The sequence below is a fragment of the Aeromonas sp. S18(2024) genome (genome assembly GCF_041402525.1).
GTDB lineage: Bacteria > Pseudomonadota > Gammaproteobacteria > Enterobacterales > Aeromonadaceae > Aeromonas > Aeromonas enteropelogenes.
In genome coordinates, this window is record NZ_JBGLQV010000001.1 from 512,611 (window position 1) to 531,720 (window position 19,110).

The window sequence follows — 19,110 nt, forward strand, 5'->3', positions numbered from 1 at the left end:
GCATGTTTCTGGAACGTATTGAAGTCAAAGGGTTTCGTGGCATAAACCGGCTCTCGCTCGGGCTGGATCACACCACGGTACTGATCGGCGAAAACACCTGGGGCAAATCGAGCCTGCTGCGGGCACTCTGGTGCCTGCTGGGGCAGGATGCCGAGCCCTACCAATTCACCGCCGAGGATTTTCACCAGCCGGAAGACCCCGAGCTCGAACCGGCCCGCCATCTACAACTGGTGCTCACCTTCAGTGAGCACAGACCCCAGATGTGTCTGCATTCGCGCCGCCTGGCACGGTTGTGCCCTGCCTGGGTGCTGCACAAGGACAAGTTCAACCGCATCCACTATCGCGCCAGCGCCGAGCTGCTGGATGACGGCGCCGTGGTGACCACCCACGATTTTCTCGATGGCATCGGCAAGAGCTTGCCCATCGACAACAGCCGGGAGCTTATCTGCCTGCTCATCACCATGAACCCGGTATTTCGTCTGCGGGATGCCCGCAGCGCTCGCCACGGGGTGGAGACGCTGCAGTGGGGGGAGCTGTCGGATAACCGCCTGAGTCATCTGGCCGACAAGTTGATCGACGAGCCCCAGCGCATTGGCGAGCCCGAGCTCAAAGAGGCGTTGCAGGCGGTGCGCCAGCTGATGGATCACTACTTCAACGCCCTGGCCCCCATCAAGAAGAACAAGCCGCGCAGTCAGCGGGACATCATCAATCGCCCCATGACCCTGCGCAACCCGGGCAATTTGCACACCCTGCTGCGCCATGCCGACAACCGGGCGTTGCAGCTCGCCATGGCGGGCATGGCGGCCACCCTGCTGCAGGCGCGTGGCAACCGCGAGCTGGAGGAGGGCGCGCGCCCCATCATGATCCTGGAAGACCCCGAGAGTCGCCTGCACCCCACCATGCTGGCGCTGGCCTGGGGCCTGCTGGAACAGCTGCCGGGCCAGAAACTGCTTACCACCAACTCGGGGGATCTGCTCTCCTCCCTGCCGCTCAACCAGGTGCGGCGGCTGGTGCGCCGGCAGCAGGACATCGTCTGTCACCAGATTGGCGGCGAGCGCTACAGTAGCGACGATCTGCGCAAGATTGCCTTCCACGTGCGGATCAACCGCCCCATGTCGCTGTTTGCCCGCTGCTGGCTGTTGGTGGAGGGGGAGACCGAGATCTGGCTGCTCTCGGAGCTGGCCCAGATCTGCGGCTACAGCCTGCGGGCGGAAGGAGTGCGGATCATCGAGTTTGCCCAGTGCGGCCAGTCACCACTCATCAAGGTGGCCCGCGACTTTGGCATCGAGTGGCATCTGCTCACCGACGGCGACGAGGCGGGGGTCAAGTATGCCACCTCGGCCCGCTCGCTGCTCAAGGGGGAGCGGGAGCGGGATCGCCTGACCCAGCTGCCGGCGGCGGATATAGAGCACTACCTCTATCACAACGGTTTCGAAGGGGTGTTTCGCCGCGAAGCCGGGGTGGGGGGGCGTACCATGCTGAGTGCCAGCCACATCATCAGCAAGGCGATCCACAAGCGCAGCAAGCCGGGCATGGCGCTGGCGGTGGTAGAGGAAGCGGAGCGGCTCGGTGCCGATCACATACCGCCAGTGCTGCGCCAGATGTTTTCCCGGGTGGTGGCGCTGGCTCGTGGCCAGGGTTAAGGCCGTACACCTCCCAAGTCGGTTGCTGCGGATCCGGAACATGCACAGAGATTGGGGATAGGGGTGGGTTTGGGTATACTCGCCCCCTCTCTGGCGCCGTGAGGGCGCCCGTTGCAACTCTCTGCTGGAGGCGTCATGTTCGTCCAACTCCCTTTTTGGCTCTTTCCCCTGACCGGCCTGATGGCGCTGGGGGCGCTGATCGCCCTTGGCATCGTGCTGTGGCGCGGTGATATCTGCCCGGGCCAGCGCTCCCGGATCAGCCAGCAACTCTTCTCCATCTGGGTGATCACCGGCCTCTCCCTGATGCTGGCCGTCGAGGCCAATTCCGCCAGCTGGCTCATCTGGTGCGGCGGCGCGAGCCTGGTGCTGGGGATCTGCCTGTCGCTGGCCCAGTCCCGGCTGGAGGGCAAGCGCTCCGTTCCGTCCACCCTGCTTTGGCTGCCGGCGCTGCCGCTGGCGCTCTATGGCATGGGACTGCTGCAGATCCAGGGCTGGATCAGCGGCCTGATGCAGATGTGCATGCTGGGGGCGGCCTTTGCCCACCTGATGCTGCTGCGGGCCCGCCATCGTCTGCAGGCGTTCAACACCCTGCTGCCGCTGGCGGGTCTGGCGGGAGCCCTCATCAGCCTGATCTGGCTGGCGGTGCTGGTGGGCTGGCAGGGCAGTGCCGCCAACCTGGATGATCTCATCCCGGCGGTGGTGACCCAGGCGGTGTTGCTGGTGGCCTCCCTGCTGCTCTGGTTCAGTCCTATCTACCAGCGCAAGGAGACGGCTCCCGTCGTCGTGTCGACCTCACTGTGCGGGCTTATCATCGCCCAGATCGCCGCCACCAGCGTGCTGCATCAACTGGTCTGACGCGACCGCTGATCTGGCGTGACAAGGACCAAAAAAGCCCCCCGAGCCTGGCTCGGGGGGCTTTTTCGTTTCTGGATATTTACGGCACCTAGTAAAAGTCATCGGCCCCGCAGATAAAGAGGCAACTGCTGCGGGGCTGGGCCAGATATTCCCGGGTCAGTCCCTGCAGCGGCATGCCGAAGGTGCAGATGTCCTGGGGCGAGGGCAGGGCGGTATCCAGGATCCGGCGCCAGTCGCCGCCGACCCCCTTGGGGGGGCTTGGCAGGTTGAAGGTGAGCGGTTCCCAGTAGGCGTTGAACAGCACATAGAGGGCCAGCCGGGTTTCGCTTGAGAGGGCCGACATGGCGATGGCGTGGGAGTGGGAGCCGAAATCCGGCTGCATGGCGTTGACCCCGTGCCAGCAGATCTCGCTGTGGCGCAGGATCTCGGTGAGAGAGAGCGGCATGCTCTCCTGCTCCGGGCGCTGGAACAGGTGCTTGCGATACTGGATCAGCTCCTTCATGAAGCGGAACATCTCCTGACCACTGGTGGTGGGTTGCCAGGGCATCCAGCAGGTGTCGTTGTCCTGGCAGTAGCCGTTGTTGTTGCCCTGCTGGCTGCGCAGCACCTCGTCCCCCATCAGGATCATGGGGGAGCCGACCGAGAGCAGGGTCGCCACCATCATGTTCTTGGCCTGGCGCACGCGCAGGGTATTTATCTGGGGATCGTCCGTGGCCCCTTCGTGGCCGTGGTTCCAGCTGAAGTTATGGTCACAACCGTCGCGGTTCTGCTCGCCATTGGCCTCGTTGTGCTTGCCGTTGTAGCTGGTCCAGTCCCACAGGGTGAAGCCGTCGTGGCAGGTGACGAAGTTGATGCTCTTCTCGGGATCCGCATGGTGGTAGTGGTAGATGTCCGGACTGCCGCACAGCCGCTCGACAAAGGCGGTGACGCTGTTCTCGTCACCGCGCAGAAAGCTGCGTACATCGTCCCGAAACTGGCCGTTCCACTCACGCCAGCGGGCACCTGCCAGAGAGCCTACCTGATAGAGGCCCCCCGCATCCCAGGCCTCGGCGATGAGTTTGATGTCGGCGATGTTGGGATCCGTGTCTATGGTGCGCAGGGTGGGGGCGTTGGCCTGGGGCTGGCCAGACTCGTCACGCGACAAAATGGCCGCCAGATCGAAGCGAAAGCCGTCGACGTGCATTTCCTGGCGCCAGAAGTGGAGGCTGTCCATGATCATGCGCAGCACCACCGGGTGGGCGCCGTTGAAGGTGTTGCCGCAGCCGGAGTAGTTGGTGTCCCTGTGCTGGTTGTCGAGGATGTAGTAGACCTCGTTGTCGATGCCGCGAAACGAGAAGGTGGGGCCATCCTCGCCCCCCTCGGCGGTGTGGTTGTAGACCACATCCAGGATCACCTCGATATTGGCCCTGTGCAGCGCCTTGACCATGTCGCGAAACTCGGTGAGGGGATCATCGCCGCAGGCGTATTGGGCGTGGGGGGCAAAAAACGACATGGGACTGTAGCCCCAGTAGTTGGAGAGTCCCTCGGGGGCATCCTGGGGATCGAACTGGAACACTGGCAGCAGCTCGACGGCGGTGACGCCGAGAGATTGCAGATAGGGGATCTTCTCAATCAAGCCCAGATAGGTGCCGCGCAGGGCAGGGTCGACGCCGGAGTGCGGCGATCTGGTGAATCCTCCCAGGTGCAACTCGTAGATGACCGAACGGGAGAGAGAGTGGGCCGGCAGCTTGTCATCTTCCCAGTCGTAGTCGTGGGTATCCACCACCCGGTTCTTGGCGCAGCAGGCCAGATTGCTGCCGGGGCGGGCGGCGGCCCGGCGATCATAATGGGGCCCCAGCTCTATGCTGCGGCCGTAAGGATCCAGCAACACTTTTTCGCTGTCAAAGCGGGTGCCGCAGTAGGGACGCCAGGGCCCCTGGATGCGGTAGGCGTAACGCTGGCCGATCGCAATGCCCTCTATATGGATGTGCCAGTAGTAGGCGGTGCGGTTGAGTCGGGGTGAGAGGGGGATCACCTCCGGAGTGTTGTCTTCGGGGCTGGCAAAGAGCAGCAGTTCAACCCGGCTGGCCAGCCGGGCCCAGATGGCGAAATTGACGCCGTGCTGATCAGGGGTGGCCCCCAATTGACGGCAATGGCCGGCGGAAATACGCATAAGATACCTACTCAAGGTGGCAAAACCGATCCCTGCTTAGTGTAGTGCTTGCCTCTGGCTCGGACTCGTTTGCCTGAAAAAACAGCAAGATGCCGTGAAAGCCCCCACCTTTTGTCCAATTAATCCCCTAATAAACTTTTTTTGATAGATTTACTTGCAATCTGTGCGTTGGCGCATATTATTGGCCACCTCGGACGCGGGGTGGAGCAGCTCGGTAGCTCGTCGGGCTCATAACCCGAAGGTCGTCGGTTCAAATCCGGCCCCCGCAACCAACTTTTTCGTCGGTGTGTCGCCTGTTTAGGCAGAGATGCAGACAAAACGCCACAGACATCTGCTCGGTCTGCTGGTGACAATTCGGACGCGGGGTGGAGCAGCTCGGTAGCTCGTCGGGCTCATAACCCGAAGGTCGTCGGTTCAAATCCGGCCCCCGCAACCAACGCCTTCTTTATTTTCTTTTATCAATTCCCTCTGATGACGCAACGCCCACGATCTCGCTGTCGTGCAGGCGAATATTGTCGTTTTCGGCCGATGGTCAGGACAAAACTGGCCGCAGCCGCCCTTTGTTCGGTATCATCAGGCATCTCTTATGGATGAGGCGCCTTCCCGTGATCACTCCCTTTACCTATCTTCCTCCCGCTATCGATACCCTGGATGCCAGCCTGAGCGAAGTGCTGGCACAGCCCCGGCCGCTGCAGCTGCTGCTTCTCGCCGAGGAGCACAAGGAGTCGCTGCTGGCTCGCCCCGAACTGGCCGGTGTCGCGACCCAGCTGGCCCTTGGCAAGAAGGCCCCTTTTACCCTGATGCAGGGCGGCAGCCTGCTGCAGATCTGTTTCGTGGCCGGCAATGTGGCGCGGGATCATCGCCTGTACAAGCAGATCCGGGAGTGGACGAGCTCCTTGTCCGGACTTAAAGTCGAGCGGGTCGGCCTGCATCTGGAGGGGTTTGCTCCCGCAGAGTGCACCATGCTGGCCGAGCTGATGCTCTCGGCCCTGCTGGCCGCCAATGTCCCGCTGCCCACCAGCAAGAGCCGCAGCGAGGGGAGCTGGGCCTATCAGCAGATCCGGGTATCCCCAGCGGTGGTGCTCGATCTGGCTCGTCTTTACAGCGAGGCCGGGGGCAACGGGCTGGCGCGCCATCTGGCGGTGCTGCCGGCCTCCGAGCTGACCGCCGCCAGTTATCGTGAATTCGTCAGCCAGCTGGCCCAGGAGGAGGGGTGGCAGTGCCATCACTATGATCAGGCCCAGCTGGCCGAGCTGGGGGCGGGGGCATTTCTGGCCGTGACCCGCGGCTCGGAAGACAACCAGGGGGCCCTGGTCAAACTCAGCTATTGCCCGCCCCAACCTGTGCGGCGCCTGGCCCTGGTGGGCAAGGGAATTTGCCACGATTCCGGCGGCTACAACCTCAAGGTCTCCGGCAGCATGTATGGCATGCATCTGGACATGGGGGGCAGCGCGGTGGCGCTGGGAGCGCTCTACGCCATCAGCCGGGCCCGCCTGCCCTACGAGGTGCACTGCTGGCTGGCCATCGCCGAGAACCACATCGGCCCTCATGCCTATCGGCCGGGAGAGGTGGTGACGGCCAGCAACGGCCTCACCATCGAGGTGGTGGATACCGATGCCGAGGGGCGCATGGTGCTGGCGGATGCCCTGGCCATGGCGGTGCAGGATACCCCGGATCTGCTCATTGACTACGCCACCCTGACCGGTGCCTGCAAGCGGGCACTCGGCAGCCGTTACAGCGGCGTTTTCACCAACCGCAGCGAATGGCTGACGCCGCTGATCGGCCTGGGGCAGCACAGTGGCGAGCGGGTCTGGCCCTTCCCGCTGGATGAGGACTATGACGACAACATAGAGAGCGAGTGGGCGGATCTGCTGCAGTGTGCCCCCGGCAGCTCGCCGGATCACATTGATGCGGCCCGTTTCCTCGCCCATTTCGTGCCCGAGCAGACTCCCTGGGTACACCTGGATCTGAGCGGTTTTCGCAGCAAGGGGGGCAATGGCGTGGTCGCCAGCGAAGTAACCGGGTTTGGCGTGCGCCTGACCCTGGATCTGCTGGCAAGCCCCCTCGGCAGGGCACAGGCCCGCGCCGCCACACAACCTGAATGATGACAAGGATCCCCGTGAAACAACCAAGTTATGACTGGGTGCTGTTCGATCTGGATGAAACCCTGCTCGATTTCCCGGTGGCCAAGGCGCTGGAGCAGACCCTCCAGCACTATGGCGTTGCCCCCGATGCGACCGATATGGCCCGCTATCACGAACTGAACCATGCCCTCTGGCAGCAGTACAACAGCGGCGAGATTGATGCGGCGACCCTGCAGCAGACCCGTTTTTCCCTGTTCGCCGGGCAGGTGGCGGTTGACCCCATGGCGATGAACAACACCTTCCTGACCCGGATCATCGCCCTGAGCGCCCCCCTGGATGGGGTGGTCGAGACCTTGCTGCAACTCAAGGATCGGGTCCGGATGGGGATCATCACCAATGGTTTCAGCGTGCCCCAGCGCGGTCGCCTGGACAAACTGGGCTGGGATCAGTGGTTCGAACCGCTGGTGATCTCCGATGAAATTCAGGTGACCAAGCCGGCTCCTGCCATCTTCCAGCACACCCTGTCCCTGATGGGGCAGCCGGATCCGTCGCGGGTCTTGATGGTGGGCGACAATCCCAAGACGGATATTGCAGGAGCGGCGGCGCAGGGGCTGGCGACCTGCTGGTACAACCCGGCCAAAGCGTCGCATCCGTGCGAGGCAACCCACGAAATTCACCATTTCTCCCATCTCTCCCGCATCGTGCTGGGGTAACCCGGGCGGACAACCAGCAAGCGGGGAGGCCAGAGGCTCTCCCCGTTTTTTTCGGGTGTCAGCGAGCCCGGCCAGCCATGCGAGATGACAGCAGGGGTGTTCCTACGCAGGACGAGGCGAGCGGAATGGATTGGGGATGGGATCGCGATGGCGGTCGTGAAGGTGCACCCTGGGTGCATCCCTCACAGTTCGTGGGCGTGGAATCCCTTGCGATAGCGGGCTTCACAGCGGGGACAGCGCTGCAGGGTCGGATCCTGCTCCAGCTGTTCGATGGCCAGAGGTTCTTCGCAGTCGGAGCAGAGACCATAGAGGCCGAGATCCATCTGGCAAAGCGCCGCATCGATCCGCTTGAGGCGCAGTACGCTCTGTTCCACCTTGGGCAGATCCAGCCGGCTGGTGAGTTCGACCAGCTGATCCTGTTCGCAGTGATCGACCCGTTCTGCCCAGTCGTCACGGCGCGAGGCTTTGAGCTGAGCGATCAGCGTTTCACGTTCTTGAGCCCAGTCGGACAGCAGGCGATTACGCCAGACAGCCAACTGTGCTTGCGTCATTTCACACACATTATCCCCCACAGGACATACCACAGATGCGAGGCAGTATAGGGAACGGATAAAGCTATCAAGATGACATGCGTCAAGTTAAACGTGGTTAGCCGTGGGTTTTGGCCGCTTGCAGCAAGGCATCGCGAATGGGAGCGGTCTCTTTCAGCACCCGGATATCACGAAACAGCAGATCGGCCTGCGGGTATTCTCGCTTGAGGTAGCTGAACCACTGCTTGATGCGGCTGGGATAGTAGTCGGCCTTGTCGCTGGCCAGATCCTGCTCGGTGTAGCTCACCATCAGCTGCAACACTTCGCCCCAGCTCATGTGGGCGCATCCCGTCTTCATCACGTTGGCGAGGTTGGGCAATGAGATGGCGCCGCGGCCCACCATGAGGGCATCACAGCCGGAGACCCGGGCGCAGGTCAGGGCATCATCATGGTTCCAAATCTCGCCGTTGGCAGTGACGGGGATGGGCAGGGCGCGGCGAATGTCGTCCACATATTCCCAGTGGGCGGGGGCCTTGTAACCTTCGCGCTTGGTGCGGGCGTGGACCGCGAGCTCGTCGGCGCCAGCCTGATGAACCGCCCGGGCATTGTCCAGATAGAGCTCCTTGTCATCGTAACCGAGGCGGATCTTGGCGCTGACCGGCAGATGAGCGGGCACCGCCTCTCGTACCGCCTTGACGATGCGATAGATGGTCTCGGGTTCTTTCAACAGCACGGCGCCCCCCTTGCTCTTGTTGACCGTGGGGGCGGGGCAGCCGAAGTTGAGATCCACCCCGGGGGAGCCGAGCTCAATGGCGCGCAGCGCATTTTCGGCCAGCCATTCGGGGTGCTGTCCCAGCAACTGCACCCGCACCGGGGTGCCGGCGCGGGTCTTGCCATCCTGCAACAGCTCCGGACAGAGGCGGTAGAACACCTTGGCAGGCAGCAGCTGATCCACGACCCGGATAAATTCACTGACACACAGGTCGTAATCATTGACGGAGGTGAGCACCTCCCGCATCAGGTGATCCAGCACCCCCTGCATGGGGGCCAAAATAACGCGCATAACCGGTTCCGAAGGCAAGAATAAAAAAGAGCGCAGATTGTAGTGGGAATGGGGGGCGCTGTCAGCCGTTGGCCGGCGAGAAAACCCGCACCTGCATCGCGAGGCGCAGGCAATTGTGCCAGCCGTGAGTCAAACTCTGTTAGGCTTGCACCAGGCAATAGATATGAGGGGTTTGCATGAAACGTTGGTGTCTGATGGCATTGGGCTGGCTGGCATTTGTGACCGGTATCGTCGGCATCGTCTTGCCGTTGCTGCCGACCACCCCCTTCATGCTGCTGGCTGCGGCCCTGTTTGCCCGCTCATCGCCGCGCTTTCATCACTGGTTGCTGACCCACCCCTGGTTTGGCCCGCCCATCGTCGACTGGCAGCAGTATCGCGCCATTCGCCGGCACGCCCGGCGGCGGGCCGTGCTGTTTATCCTGCTCACCTTCTCGGTCTCCCTCGCCGTGGTGCCTCTGCTGTGGGTCAAGGGGCTCCTGCTGGCCATCATGGCTGTCCTGCTTACCTGGTTAATGCGCCTGCCGGTGCTGGAGCCAGTTGCAATGGCGAAGTGAAGTCCCTAAGCTATTGCGGCAATAATGCTTGGAGTCGGCCCGTCATTTTTGCATGACGGGCCTTTTTATTTTCCCGCAGACGGGAACTGAGAAACGGCCACTCCTGGGTCAAAAAAATAAGCGGTCAACAAATGAATCCGGAAACTCTGAAATTTATCGAAGCGAGCATCAAGACCATCCCCGACTATCCGAAGCCGGGCATCATGTTTCGCGACATCACCAGCCTGGTAGAAAACGCCGAGGCGTTCAAGGCCACCATCGATCTGCTGGTCGAGCACTACCGTGATCAAGGTTTCACCAAGGTTGTCGGTACCGAAGCGCGCGGTTTCATCTTCGGCGCGCCGGTTGCCTGTGCGCTGGGCGTCGGTTTCGTGCCGGTCCGCAAGCCGGGCAAGCTGCCTCGCGAGGTGATGGAAGAGTCCTACGAGCTCGAATACGGCACCGATACCCTGCAGATGCACACCGATGCCATCGTGGCCGGTGACAAGGTGCTGGTGGTGGACGATCTGCTGGCCACCGGCGGTACCGTCGATGCGGCCGTCAAGCTGATCCGCCGCGCCGGCGGTGAAGTGACCGATGCTGCCTTCGTTATCTCCCTGCCTGCGCTGGGTGGCGATGCCCGCCTGACCGCCGCCGGCGTCAAGGTGCTCTCTCTAGTCGAATTCGACGGCGAGTAACCTCTCTTCGGGCCCAACCTGCCGGTTCGGGCCCGGTTGCAAACCGGTGCCTTGGTGGCATCGGTTTGAAAATCAAGCGATCCCTCCCGCCTCGGCCGATAGCCGATACAGCAGGCCCCGCATTTGTGTTAGCATCCGGCCTCAATGCCCTGTCTTCCCAGCATGATGGATTTATGAGCTATCAGGTTCTGGCGCGTAAATGGCGCCCCCATACGTTTGAACAAGTGGTAGGCCAGCAACATGTGCTGACCGCCTTGACCAACGCCCTGGATCAGGGACGACTGCATCACGCCTATCTGCTGAGCGGTACCCGCGGGGTCGGCAAGACTACCATCGCCCGCATCCTGGCCAAGAGCCTCAACTGCGAGCAGGGGATCAGCAGCCACCCGTGCGGCGTGTGCGACACCTGCCGCGAGATCGATCAGGGCAACTTCGTCGACCTGCTGGAGATCGACGCGGCCTCGCGTACCAAGGTGGAAGATACCCGCGAGCTGCTGGACAACGTGCAGTACCGTCCGGCCCGTGGCCGCTTCAAGGTCTATCTCATCGACGAAGTGCACATGTTGTCGCGCCACAGCTTCAACGCCCTGCTCAAGACTTTGGAAGAGCCGCCCCCCTATGTGAAGTTTCTGCTGGCCACCACGGATCCCCAGAAGCTGCCCATCACCATCTTGTCGCGCTGCCTGCAGTTTCATCTCAAGAGTCTGGATCAGACCCAGATCGCCAAGCAGCTCGAATGGGTGCTGGATCAGGAGGGACAACCCTTCGAGCCGCGCGCCCTGCTGGCCCTGGCCAAGGCGGCGGACGGCAGCATGCGCGATGCCCTGAGCCTGACCGATCAGGCGCTGGCCCACGGCAACGGCAGCGTGCGTCTGGATAGCGTACTGGCCATGCTGGGGACCCTGGATCACCGTCATCTGCACCAGTTGCTGGAGGCGATCCTGCGCCAGGACGCGCCGGCCACCATGGCCAAGATCACCGAAATCGCCACCCTGGGCCCCGATTTTGATCAGCTCCACGCCGAGCTGGAAGGGCTGCTGCACCGCATCGCCATGGCCCAGCTGCTGCCTGCCAGCGTGCAGGAGCAGGGAGCGGATGCCGATGCCCTGCTGCAACTGGCCAAGGCCATGAGCCCGGAAGAGGTGCAGCTCTGCTACCAGATCGTGCTGGGGGGGCGCAAGGACTTGCCCTGGGCCCCCGATGGCCGCACCGCGCTGGAGATGACTTGTCTGCGGATGCTCGCCTTCTCGCCCCGGCGCGAGGTGCTGCATCCTGCCAGCCTGAGCGCCTTGCCTCCCTCCATGGCGCCCGCGCCAGTGGCTGAGATGGGAACCCTGCCGGGAAAGCTTCCGGCCGCTGAGCATGGGGCGCTGCCAGCCGCCAGCGAAGCGGCGAGCGTTGCTGCACCCAACCCGCAGGCTGCGGCACCGGTTGTCGAACCTGCTGAGGTCGCGAGCTTTGAGGAAGAGGCTCAGGCCGCCGAGCTCTTCAGCCAGCAGGATGAGTTATTGCGCGAAGCGGCCGGAATGGGGTATCAGCCGGATGCAACTCTGGCGGATGACGCCGTTTCTTCGGGCGAACTTCAGGCTCCGGCTCACGGGGATAACCCGGGGGAAGGGATGGATCCTTTGGCAAGCGGCCCTGCCGGACAGGCGCCAGCCATGGTTGTACCTGTGGCCTCGATGGCTTCCCAGGTTGAGGCCGAACCGGCCCCGGTGTCGATGGTTTCGAGCATGCAGAGCCTGCTTGGCAAGCGCAACATGCTGCGCAGTCGCCAGCGGGGTCAGGATCCGGTCGTGACGACGCCCGCGCCACGAGCGGTGCCCGTGGCCCCGGCTCGCTCAGCCGCCGCGATGCCTGCCGCGCCAGCCATCCCGCCGTCGCAGCCTGCGCCTCAACCTTCACCTCAATCCCAAAGCCGTCAGTCGGCCGCTCAGAGGACGCCCGCCATGGGTCAGTATGGGGAGCTGCCGCCGGTGGATCTCTATGTCGATGGCTATGACGAGGGGGGCGATAACGGGGACTATGAAGAGTATCTGAGCCAGAGCTTTATGGCCTCGCCCATGCCGACGCCTTCCGCGGCTCCTGCCGGTGGAAACGCTGCCGCTCAGGTCAGTCAGTCAGCCCAGGCGAGCGATCTGCCCCCCTGGGATCTGGAGGGGCAGCCAAGCTATCAGCCGGGTGTGCAGGCCGCACCTGCCGCCGCCGAGGTGCCGCCGTCTGCAATAGCCACGCCGGCATCGGTGGCCGACAGCGAACCGGCCCAGCCAGTTATGGAGACCATCGACTGGGATGAGCTCGAGAGCGACGACATTCCGCAAGAGGGGGAGGCGAGCCGCCTTATCCCTTCCTCCCTGCTGAGCAATTGCGGCGACCCTTGGGCCGAGCTGATTGCCCACACGCAAGTGGGTGGACGGCTACGCCAGCTTGCCATCAACTCAGTGATGACCCGGGAGGGGGACAGGGTGCTACTGACCCTGAAGCCCGAGCAGCGCCACCTGGTCAGCGACAAGGCGCGCGCCGATCTGGCCGAGATCATCGGCCCCGCCCTCGGCCAGCCCGTGCAGGTGGAGGTGACCCTGGGCGTGGTGCCTGAGCAGGAGACGCCTCTTGAGATCGAGCATCGCCTCTATCTGGGGGTACGCGAACAGGTAACCCGGGATCTCGAGCAGGATCCCAATATCCAGTTTCTGATCCAGCGGTTTGGGGCCGAGCTTCACAGAGAGAGCATCGAGCCCCTCAACCGCTAACTTCCATGGCCGGGAGCCTGCTCCCGGTTGAAAAGCCGCTTGGCTGTCCCCATCTAGGACAGACAAGCCCACAGCCCGGCGCTGGATGCCGGATTTCAAGACGAGAGACGACATATGTTTGGTAAAGGTGGAATGGGGAACCTGATGAAACAGGCCCAGCAGATGCAAGAGCGCATGCAGAAGATGCAGGAGCAGCTCGCCCAGATGGAAGTGATCGGCGAAGCCGGTGCAGGCATGGTCAAGGTCACCATGACCGGCAGCCACAGCGTGCGTCGCATCGAGATCGATCCCTCCCTGATGGAAGATGACAAGGAGCTGCTGGAAGATCTGGTCGCCGCTGCCTGCAACGATGCCGTGCGTCGTGTAGAAGAGCAGAACAAGACCAAGATGGGCGAACTGACCGGTGGCATGCAATTGCCGCCAGGCTTCAAGATGCCGTTTTAAGGCGCTTCTCGCCACGCATTCCCGCTCCCCGTCGTGACAAGCTGAAGTTTGACTGCCTGGTTTGACAGCATAGGGGGAGATGGCCGAGAAGAGAGGAACGCAGCCACCGCCGCGCAAGCGACAAGGCTGCGTTTTTTTATGCCCGCTCACCGTATCTGGCCGCCGCCACCGCAGTCCAACCTGCATTGCCGATGTCGGCTATCGGATATCCCGGTTTGGCGAGGGCGGACGGGATCGGCATAATGGCGCCTTATCAGAGAGGCCCCATCCTCCCCATGCCCGTTTGCAGGCGCAAGAGAGGATGGACAGCCACCCCAGAGGAGATCCCATGAAATATATCGGAGCCCATGTCAGCGCCAGCGGCGGGGTGGAGAACACCATTGCCCGCGCCCAGGCCATCGGCGCCAACGCCTTCGCCCTGTTTACCAAAAACCAGCGCCAATGGCAGGCTGCCCCCCTGTCCGAGGCGAGCATTCGAGCCTTCAAGGCGGCGTGCGAGAAGGGCGGTTTTCTCCCCGAGCAGATCCTGCCCCACGACAGCTACCTCATCAATCTGGGTCACCCCGACCCCGACGCGCTGGCCAAGTCCCGCGATGCGTTTCTCGACGAGATGAAGCGTTGCGAGCAGTTGGGCCTTTGCTACCTCAACTTTCATCCCGGCAGCCACCTCAAGCAGATCCCCGAGGCCGTGAGTCTGCGGCTCGTGAGCGAATCCATCAACTGGGCGCTGGAGCGCAGCCAGGGGGTGACGGCGGTGATCGAGAACACCGCGGGGCAGGGCACCAACCTCGGCTGGTCGTTCGAGCACCTCGCCACCATCATCGAGGGGGTGGAAGACAAGAGCCGGGTCGGAGTCTGTTTCGATACCTGTCACGCCTTCGCCGCCGGTTACGATCTGCGCACGCCAGAATCTTGCGCCGAGGTCTTTGCCGAGTTTGAGCGGACGGTCGGCTTTCGGTATCTCAAGGGGATGCATATCAATGGCGCCAAGTGCACCTTTGGCAGCCGGGTCGACCGCCATCACAGCCTGCGTGAGGGTAATCTCGGCGAGGCGGTGTTCCATCACATCATGAATGACGATCGCTTCGATCGCATTCCGCTGATCCTCGAGACCATCGACGAGTCCATCTGGGGTGAGGAGATCAGCTGGCTGCGCAGTCTGGCGAAGTGATAATCAGCGAGAGCGAATCAACGAGAGGGAGCCACGGCTCCCTCTCTGCTTTTTGCGTTTTTGCCATTAGCGTGTTGGTTTGCCACCAGAGCTCTGGTCGAGCGTTACTCCGCGCGGATCACCTCGGCATCGTTCACCTGAGTCCGGCAGAAGTGGATAAAGTGGCGCAGGGAGGCGGAATGGTATTTCTGCTTGTGCCAGATGAGGGAGAGCTGGCGCGGGAAACGCTGCTCGAGGGGCAGTACCACCAGACGCCCCGCCTGCAACCGATCCGAAACCGCGAGGCGAGAGATGAAGGAGATCCCGAGCCCCTTTTCCACCGCCAGCATCACAGCCTCCAGGGTGTTGAGTTCGAGCCCGGCCTGCCAGCGGGGCAGGGCAGGCTGGATCTGCTGGATAAACTGTTCGCGGCTGCCCGATTGCAGCTCCCGCAGCACCCAGGTTTCGTCAGCCAGCCGGGGCAGGGTGAGGGTACCCTGGTTGGCGAGGGGGTGATCCGGATGGGCCACTACCAGCATCTCGTCCTGCAGCCAGGGTTCGGCGATGAGATCCGGATGATGGTTCTCCCCCTCGATCAGCGCCAGATCCAACTCGAAGTTGGCCAACGCATGGCAGAGTTTGTGGGTATTGGTGATAGTCACCTTGGGCGGCAGCCCCAGCTCCTGCTTGCGGTTCGCCAGCAGGGTAGGCAGCAGGTAGTTGCCAATGGTCTGGCTGGCACCAAGGCGCAACTGGCCGCTCGGTTCGGCATCCGGGCTGAACAGGTTTTCGATATCCTGCATCCGGGTCAGCAGCTCTTCGGCGGCGGGTTGCAGCAGACGTCCCTCGTTGTTGAGCTGCAACCCGGGGTGGATGCGATCAAACAGCGGGGTACCCAGCTGGCGTTCCAGCTCCTGCAACGACTGGGAGACGGCGCCCTTGCTCAGGCAGAGTTCGTTGGCGGCGAGTCCCAGGTTGCCGTAACGGGCGATGGTGGCGAAGACCTTGAGTTGTTGCAGGGTCAGCTTCATGGCGTTTGATCTTCCTGAACATATGATTCAATTCATTTGGATATCCTAAACGACATGTGGCCATTATCCTATCGCCATCGTCTGATAGAGAAAGGTGTCGTCATGATCGCAAGAACCCGTAAATCCTTAGGCAAAGCTCCGACCCCCATGGCGGGTCTGGCGCTTGGCATCGCCAGTCTCGGTTGGTGTTGGGAAAATGCCGGTCAGTTCGATGGGCGCATGCAGCTGCTGGGTGCCGCTGTGGCCGCCGTGCTGCTGCTGATCCTGACCTTCAAGTTTTTGCTTCATCCCCGTCTCTTGTGGCAAGACCTGGCTCACCCCGTGGTGGGTAGCGTGGTGCCTACCTACGCCATGGGGACCATGGTAGTGTCAAAAGCGCTGGGGATGATGGCGCCGCAAGCGGGTGAGGCGCTCTGGCTGTTTGCCGTGGCCATTCACCTGATCTTCCTGGCCACCTTTATCTGGCACCGTGCCAAAGAGTTCGAAATTCACCACATGGTGCCGAGCTGGTTCGTGCCGCCGGTGGGCATTATCGTGGCCGATGTCGCCTTCCCGGGTGGCCAGTTTGCCGCGCTGGCGAACGGGTTGCTCTGGTTTGGCATCATCTGCTACGGCCTGATGCTGCCGCTGATGCTCTATCGCCTCATCTTCAGTCATGAAGTACCGGACGCAGCCAAGCCGACCATCGCCATTCTGGCGGCCCCTGCCAGTCTCTCCCTGGCCGGTTACCTGACCGTCAGCCAGGATCCCTCCCTGCTGCTGGTGGCCGTGCTGCTGGGGATCGCCATCCTGATGACCGGCATCATCTATCTGGCCTTCATCAAGTTGCTGCGCTTGCCGTTTTCCCCCGGCTATGCAGCCTTCACCTTCCCGATGGTGATCGGCGCCACCGCCTTGTTCAAGGTGGCCAACCTGGTCAGTGGCTGGCCGCAGGCAGCACACTATGTGGAGCAGATCAGATTGCTTGCCCACGTCGAGCTGGGAATTGCGACCGTGATCGTCGGTTATGTGGCTCTGCGTTATCTGATGTTCTTCCTGCCGCAGCGGGAGCCCGCAGTCGAGGGAGGCATGGCGCATCGCTAACCCCGTTTGATGCTCTGCCGCCCCTGATGAAAAAATCGTCAACATGCCCCGCCAAGCGGGGCATTTTTCATTATTTTGTCGCAGATTAATGAATTCACGGCACTTTTATTCGTTTGTCTGAGAATTCACTGGTATTACCTGTCAGGCCAACTACAATGCCTCACCACTTTTCGCTTGACTCCAATCGATGACCGTCCAAGAAGACCCCGTATTTCACGCCTCTTTCAAACCCAGTTTGTTGCATCCCCGTTACTGGTTGAGCTGGCTGGCGCTGGCGATCTTGATGGTGCTGGCCTTTGTGCCGGTTCGTCTGCGGGATCGCCTGGCTGAAGCTCTGACGCCCCTAGTGTTCCGATTTTCCAAAAAACAGATCTATATCGCCAGAACCAACCTAGCTATCTGTTTTCCCGAGAAGAGTGCGGCCGAGCGGGATGCCATTGCGATGACCTCCATCCGGGTCGGTTTCAAGAGTCTGCTGGGATTTGGCGAGTTCACCGTGCGCAGCCCCCGTTACCTGATGAAGCGGATCCAGGTCAGCGGCTGGGAACATATCGAGGCCGAGCGTCAGGCCGGCCGTCCGGTGATCCTGGTGGTACCCCATACCTGGCCGGTGGATGCGGCCGGTTACTGCTTCACCCAGCGTGGCGTGCCCATGTGCACCATGATGAAGCGTGCCCGCAATCCGGTGTTTGACTGGCACCTCAACCGGGCCAGGGCCAAGAATGGCTGCCGGGTCTACGAGCGCAGCGCCGGGATCAAGGCGGTGATCAGAACCATCAAGGGGGGGCATAGCTTCTTCTACCTGCCGGATCAGGATCACGGGCGCGAGAAGAGCATCTTCGTTCCCTTCTTCAACTATCCCAAGGCGACCCTGCCCGCCCTGCCACGACTGGTGCAGGTGAGTGGTGCCAAGGCCGTGCCGCTGCTAGCGGGCTACGATGAAGCCGCTCACTGTTACCGTCTGGAGATAGAAGCACCGTTTGACAACTATCCCACCGAGGATGTGATAGCGGATACCCGGCGGATGAACGACATGGTGCAACAGCAGCTCACCCGCCATCCCGGCCAGTACATGTGGTTTCTCAAGATCTTCGATACCCGCGAACACCAGGAGGGGCCGGACGGCCTCTATGAGGCGGGGATCCAGCGGATCCGCAAGGGGTTGTCACCCCAGCCCTGATTTACTTCGTTGCAAAAATGGCCCCATGTGGGCCATTTTTAATTATTACTAGTCCGATCAGTGCCTTGCCATCGGCGATGGGGTGCCCCCGGAGTAGAAAAAAATGTCAGGATAACTACAATAACCGTTTGTTTTTATGAACCGAGGGCAGGTATGTCCGCATCCGATCCGGTATTTGATACCTCATTCCAAACCCGCCTGCTGCACCCCAAATGGTGGGGCAGCTGGTGTGCCCTGGGACTGCTCTCCCTGCTGGCCTTCATCCCTGCCAGATGGCGGGATCGCTTCGCCGATCTGGTCGCGCCGACCCTGCTGCGGGTCTCGAAAAAACAGGCCTACATCGCCGATACCAACCTCAAGATCTGCTTTCCCGAGCTGGACGTGGCCGGGCGCCAGGCGCTGCTGCTCAAGTCTATTCGGGTCGGCCTCAAGACCTTCATGGGCTTTGGCGAGCTGACATGGCGCAGCCGTGCCAGGTTGACCCGCCGCATCAAGGTGAGCGGCTGGGAACATGTTGCAGCCGAGCAGGCGGCAGGCCGGCCGATGATCCTGGTGGTGCCCCATACCTGGGCGGTGGACATGATTGGCCGCTACTTTTCCCTGATGGGGATAGAGATGTGCACCATGATGAAGAGCCCCAAGGATGCGGTATTTGACTGGTACATCAACCGCGAGCGGACCAAGGGGGGCAAGGTGTACGAGCGTAGCGTCGGCATCAAGCCCGCCATCAAGGCGATCCGCAGCGGGGCCAGCTTCTTCTACCTGCCGGATCAGGATCATGGTCGCGAGGCGAGCGTGTTCGTTCCCTTCTTCGGTCACCCCAAGGCGACCCTGCCGGCCCTGCCCAAGCTGGTGAAACTGGCCGGCGCCAAGGCCGTGCCCATCTTTGCCAGCTATGACGAGGATGCCGGTTGCTACCTGCTCGAAATTGAGCCACCGTTCGACCCTTATCCCGGCGACGATCTGCTGGCTGACGTCAACACCATGAACCGGATGGTCGAGCAACAGGTGGTGCGCCATCCCGAGCAGTACATGTGGTTTCTCAAGATCTTCGAAACCCTGGAACACCAGGAGGGGCCCGATGGCCTCTATGAGGCGGGGATCCGGCGCATTCGTGAAGGCTTGCCGCCCGACCCTTGATCCCATGGCCCGGTTGCGGGCCATTTTTGTGGCCAAAGGTGTGCGCCGCAGTGGACAGCAA

16 protein-coding genes and 2 tRNA genes are annotated in these 19,110 nt (G+C 62.1%); 14 read left to right on the forward strand and 4 right to left on the reverse strand.

Annotated elements, in window-relative coordinates:
* Positions 1-2 precede the first annotated feature (2 nt).
* On the forward strand, positions 3-1,643 hold the full coding sequence (locus ACB034_RS02190) for an ATP-dependent endonuclease (RefSeq protein WP_201939816.1): 1,641 nt from the start codon (positions 3-5) through the stop codon (positions 1,641-1,643).
* 135 nt (positions 1,644-1,778) lie between these two features.
* Positions 1,779-2,498 carry a hypothetical protein gene (locus ACB034_RS02195; protein ID WP_371171968.1) on the forward strand — a complete coding sequence of 240 codons (720 nt, stop codon included), beginning with the start codon at positions 1,779-1,781 and terminating at the stop codon, positions 2,496-2,498.
* An 88-nt stretch (positions 2,499-2,586) separates the two neighbouring features.
* On the opposite strand, the gene glgX is transcribed toward ACB034_RS02195, so the two are convergent.
* Positions 2,587-4,650 (reverse strand): glycogen debranching protein GlgX, encoded by a 2,064-nt coding sequence (gene glgX / locus ACB034_RS02200; RefSeq protein WP_371171969.1) that lies wholly within the window; start codon positions 4,648-4,650, stop codon positions 2,587-2,589.
* 195 nt (positions 4,651-4,845) lie between these two features.
* On the opposite strand from glgX, the gene ACB034_RS02205 reads away from it, so the two are divergent.
* The 4 genes from ACB034_RS02205 (at position 4,846) to yjjG (ending at position 7,447) form a co-directional block, all read left to right on the forward strand.
* Positions 4,846-4,922, forward strand: a tRNA-Met gene (locus tag ACB034_RS02205).
* An 87-nt stretch (positions 4,923-5,009) separates the two neighbouring features.
* A tRNA-Met gene (locus ACB034_RS02210) sits at positions 5,010-5,086 on the forward strand.
* A gap of 169 nt (positions 5,087-5,255) precedes the next feature.
* Entirely contained in the window at positions 5,256-6,755 is a 1,500-nt protein-coding gene (locus tag ACB034_RS02215; protein ID WP_371172067.1) for a leucyl aminopeptidase family protein, read from the forward strand.
* 14 nt (positions 6,756-6,769) lie between these two features.
* Complete coding sequence (gene yjjG, locus ACB034_RS02220) at positions 6,770-7,447, forward strand: pyrimidine 5'-nucleotidase (protein WP_371171970.1); 678 nt, start codon at positions 6,770-6,772, stop codon at positions 7,445-7,447.
* A gap of 182 nt (positions 7,448-7,629) precedes the next feature.
* Here the strand turns inward: yjjG and ACB034_RS02225 are convergent, their stop codons facing one another.
* Together ACB034_RS02225 and dusC are read right to left on the reverse strand one after the other, a co-directional pair.
* On the reverse strand, positions 7,630-7,998 hold the full coding sequence (locus tag ACB034_RS02225) for a TraR/DksA C4-type zinc finger protein (RefSeq protein WP_026457127.1): 369 nt from the start codon (positions 7,996-7,998) through the stop codon (positions 7,630-7,632).
* A 97-nt stretch (positions 7,999-8,095) separates the two neighbouring features.
* Complete coding sequence (gene dusC / locus ACB034_RS02230; protein WP_224209745.1) at positions 8,096-9,040, reverse strand: tRNA dihydrouridine(16) synthase DusC; 945 nt, start codon at positions 9,038-9,040, stop codon at positions 8,096-8,098.
* 176 nt (positions 9,041-9,216) lie between these two features.
* Here dusC and ACB034_RS02235 point away from each other — a divergent pair, with 176 nt between their 5' ends.
* From ACB034_RS02235 to nfo, 5 genes are all read left to right on the forward strand, one after another.
* Complete coding sequence (locus tag ACB034_RS02235; RefSeq protein WP_371171971.1) at positions 9,217-9,594, forward strand: YbaN family protein; 378 nt, start codon at positions 9,217-9,219, stop codon at positions 9,592-9,594.
* A gap of 131 nt (positions 9,595-9,725) precedes the next feature.
* The gene (gene apt / locus ACB034_RS02240; protein WP_042027371.1) at positions 9,726-10,271 is read left to right on the forward strand and encodes an adenine phosphoribosyltransferase; all 546 of its coding nucleotides are present in this window, start codon (positions 9,726-9,728) and stop codon (positions 10,269-10,271) included.
* Positions 10,272-10,444: 173 nt separating this feature from the next.
* Positions 10,445-13,021 (forward strand): DNA polymerase III subunit gamma/tau, encoded by a 2,577-nt coding sequence (gene dnaX, locus ACB034_RS02245; RefSeq protein WP_371171972.1) that lies wholly within the window; start codon positions 10,445-10,447, stop codon positions 13,019-13,021.
* A gap of 114 nt (positions 13,022-13,135) precedes the next feature.
* Positions 13,136-13,465 carry a YbaB/EbfC family nucleoid-associated protein gene (locus ACB034_RS02250; RefSeq protein WP_371171973.1) on the forward strand — a complete coding sequence of 110 codons (330 nt, stop codon included), beginning with the start codon at positions 13,136-13,138 and terminating at the stop codon, positions 13,463-13,465.
* A 328-nt stretch (positions 13,466-13,793) separates the two neighbouring features.
* Entirely contained in the window at positions 13,794-14,636 is an 843-nt protein-coding gene (gene nfo / locus ACB034_RS02255; protein WP_042069203.1) for a deoxyribonuclease IV, read from the forward strand.
* 104 nt (positions 14,637-14,740) lie between these two features.
* On the opposite strand, the gene ACB034_RS02260 is transcribed toward nfo, so the two are convergent.
* A complete protein-coding gene (locus tag ACB034_RS02260) occupies positions 14,741-15,646 on the reverse strand; it encodes a LysR substrate-binding domain-containing protein (protein ID WP_225632566.1) in 906 nt (301 codons plus the stop codon).
* A 102-nt stretch (positions 15,647-15,748) separates the two neighbouring features.
* Between ACB034_RS02260 and ACB034_RS02265 the strand changes: the two genes are divergently transcribed.
* The 3 genes from ACB034_RS02265 (at position 15,749) to ACB034_RS02275 (ending at position 19,049) form a co-directional block, all read left to right on the forward strand.
* Positions 15,749-16,729 (forward strand): TDT family transporter, encoded by a 981-nt coding sequence (locus ACB034_RS02265; protein WP_042027365.1) that lies wholly within the window; start codon positions 15,749-15,751, stop codon positions 16,727-16,729.
* Between the two features lie 187 nt (positions 16,730-16,916).
* Entirely contained in the window at positions 16,917-17,909 is a 993-nt protein-coding gene (lpxM, locus tag ACB034_RS02270) for a lauroyl-Kdo(2)-lipid IV(A) myristoyltransferase (protein WP_371171974.1), read from the forward strand.
* A 153-nt stretch (positions 17,910-18,062) separates the two neighbouring features.
* Entirely contained in the window at positions 18,063-19,049 is a 987-nt protein-coding gene (locus tag ACB034_RS02275; RefSeq protein WP_371171975.1) for a lauroyl-Kdo(2)-lipid IV(A) myristoyltransferase, read from the forward strand.
* The last annotated feature ends 61 nt before the right edge of the window (positions 19,050-19,110 follow it).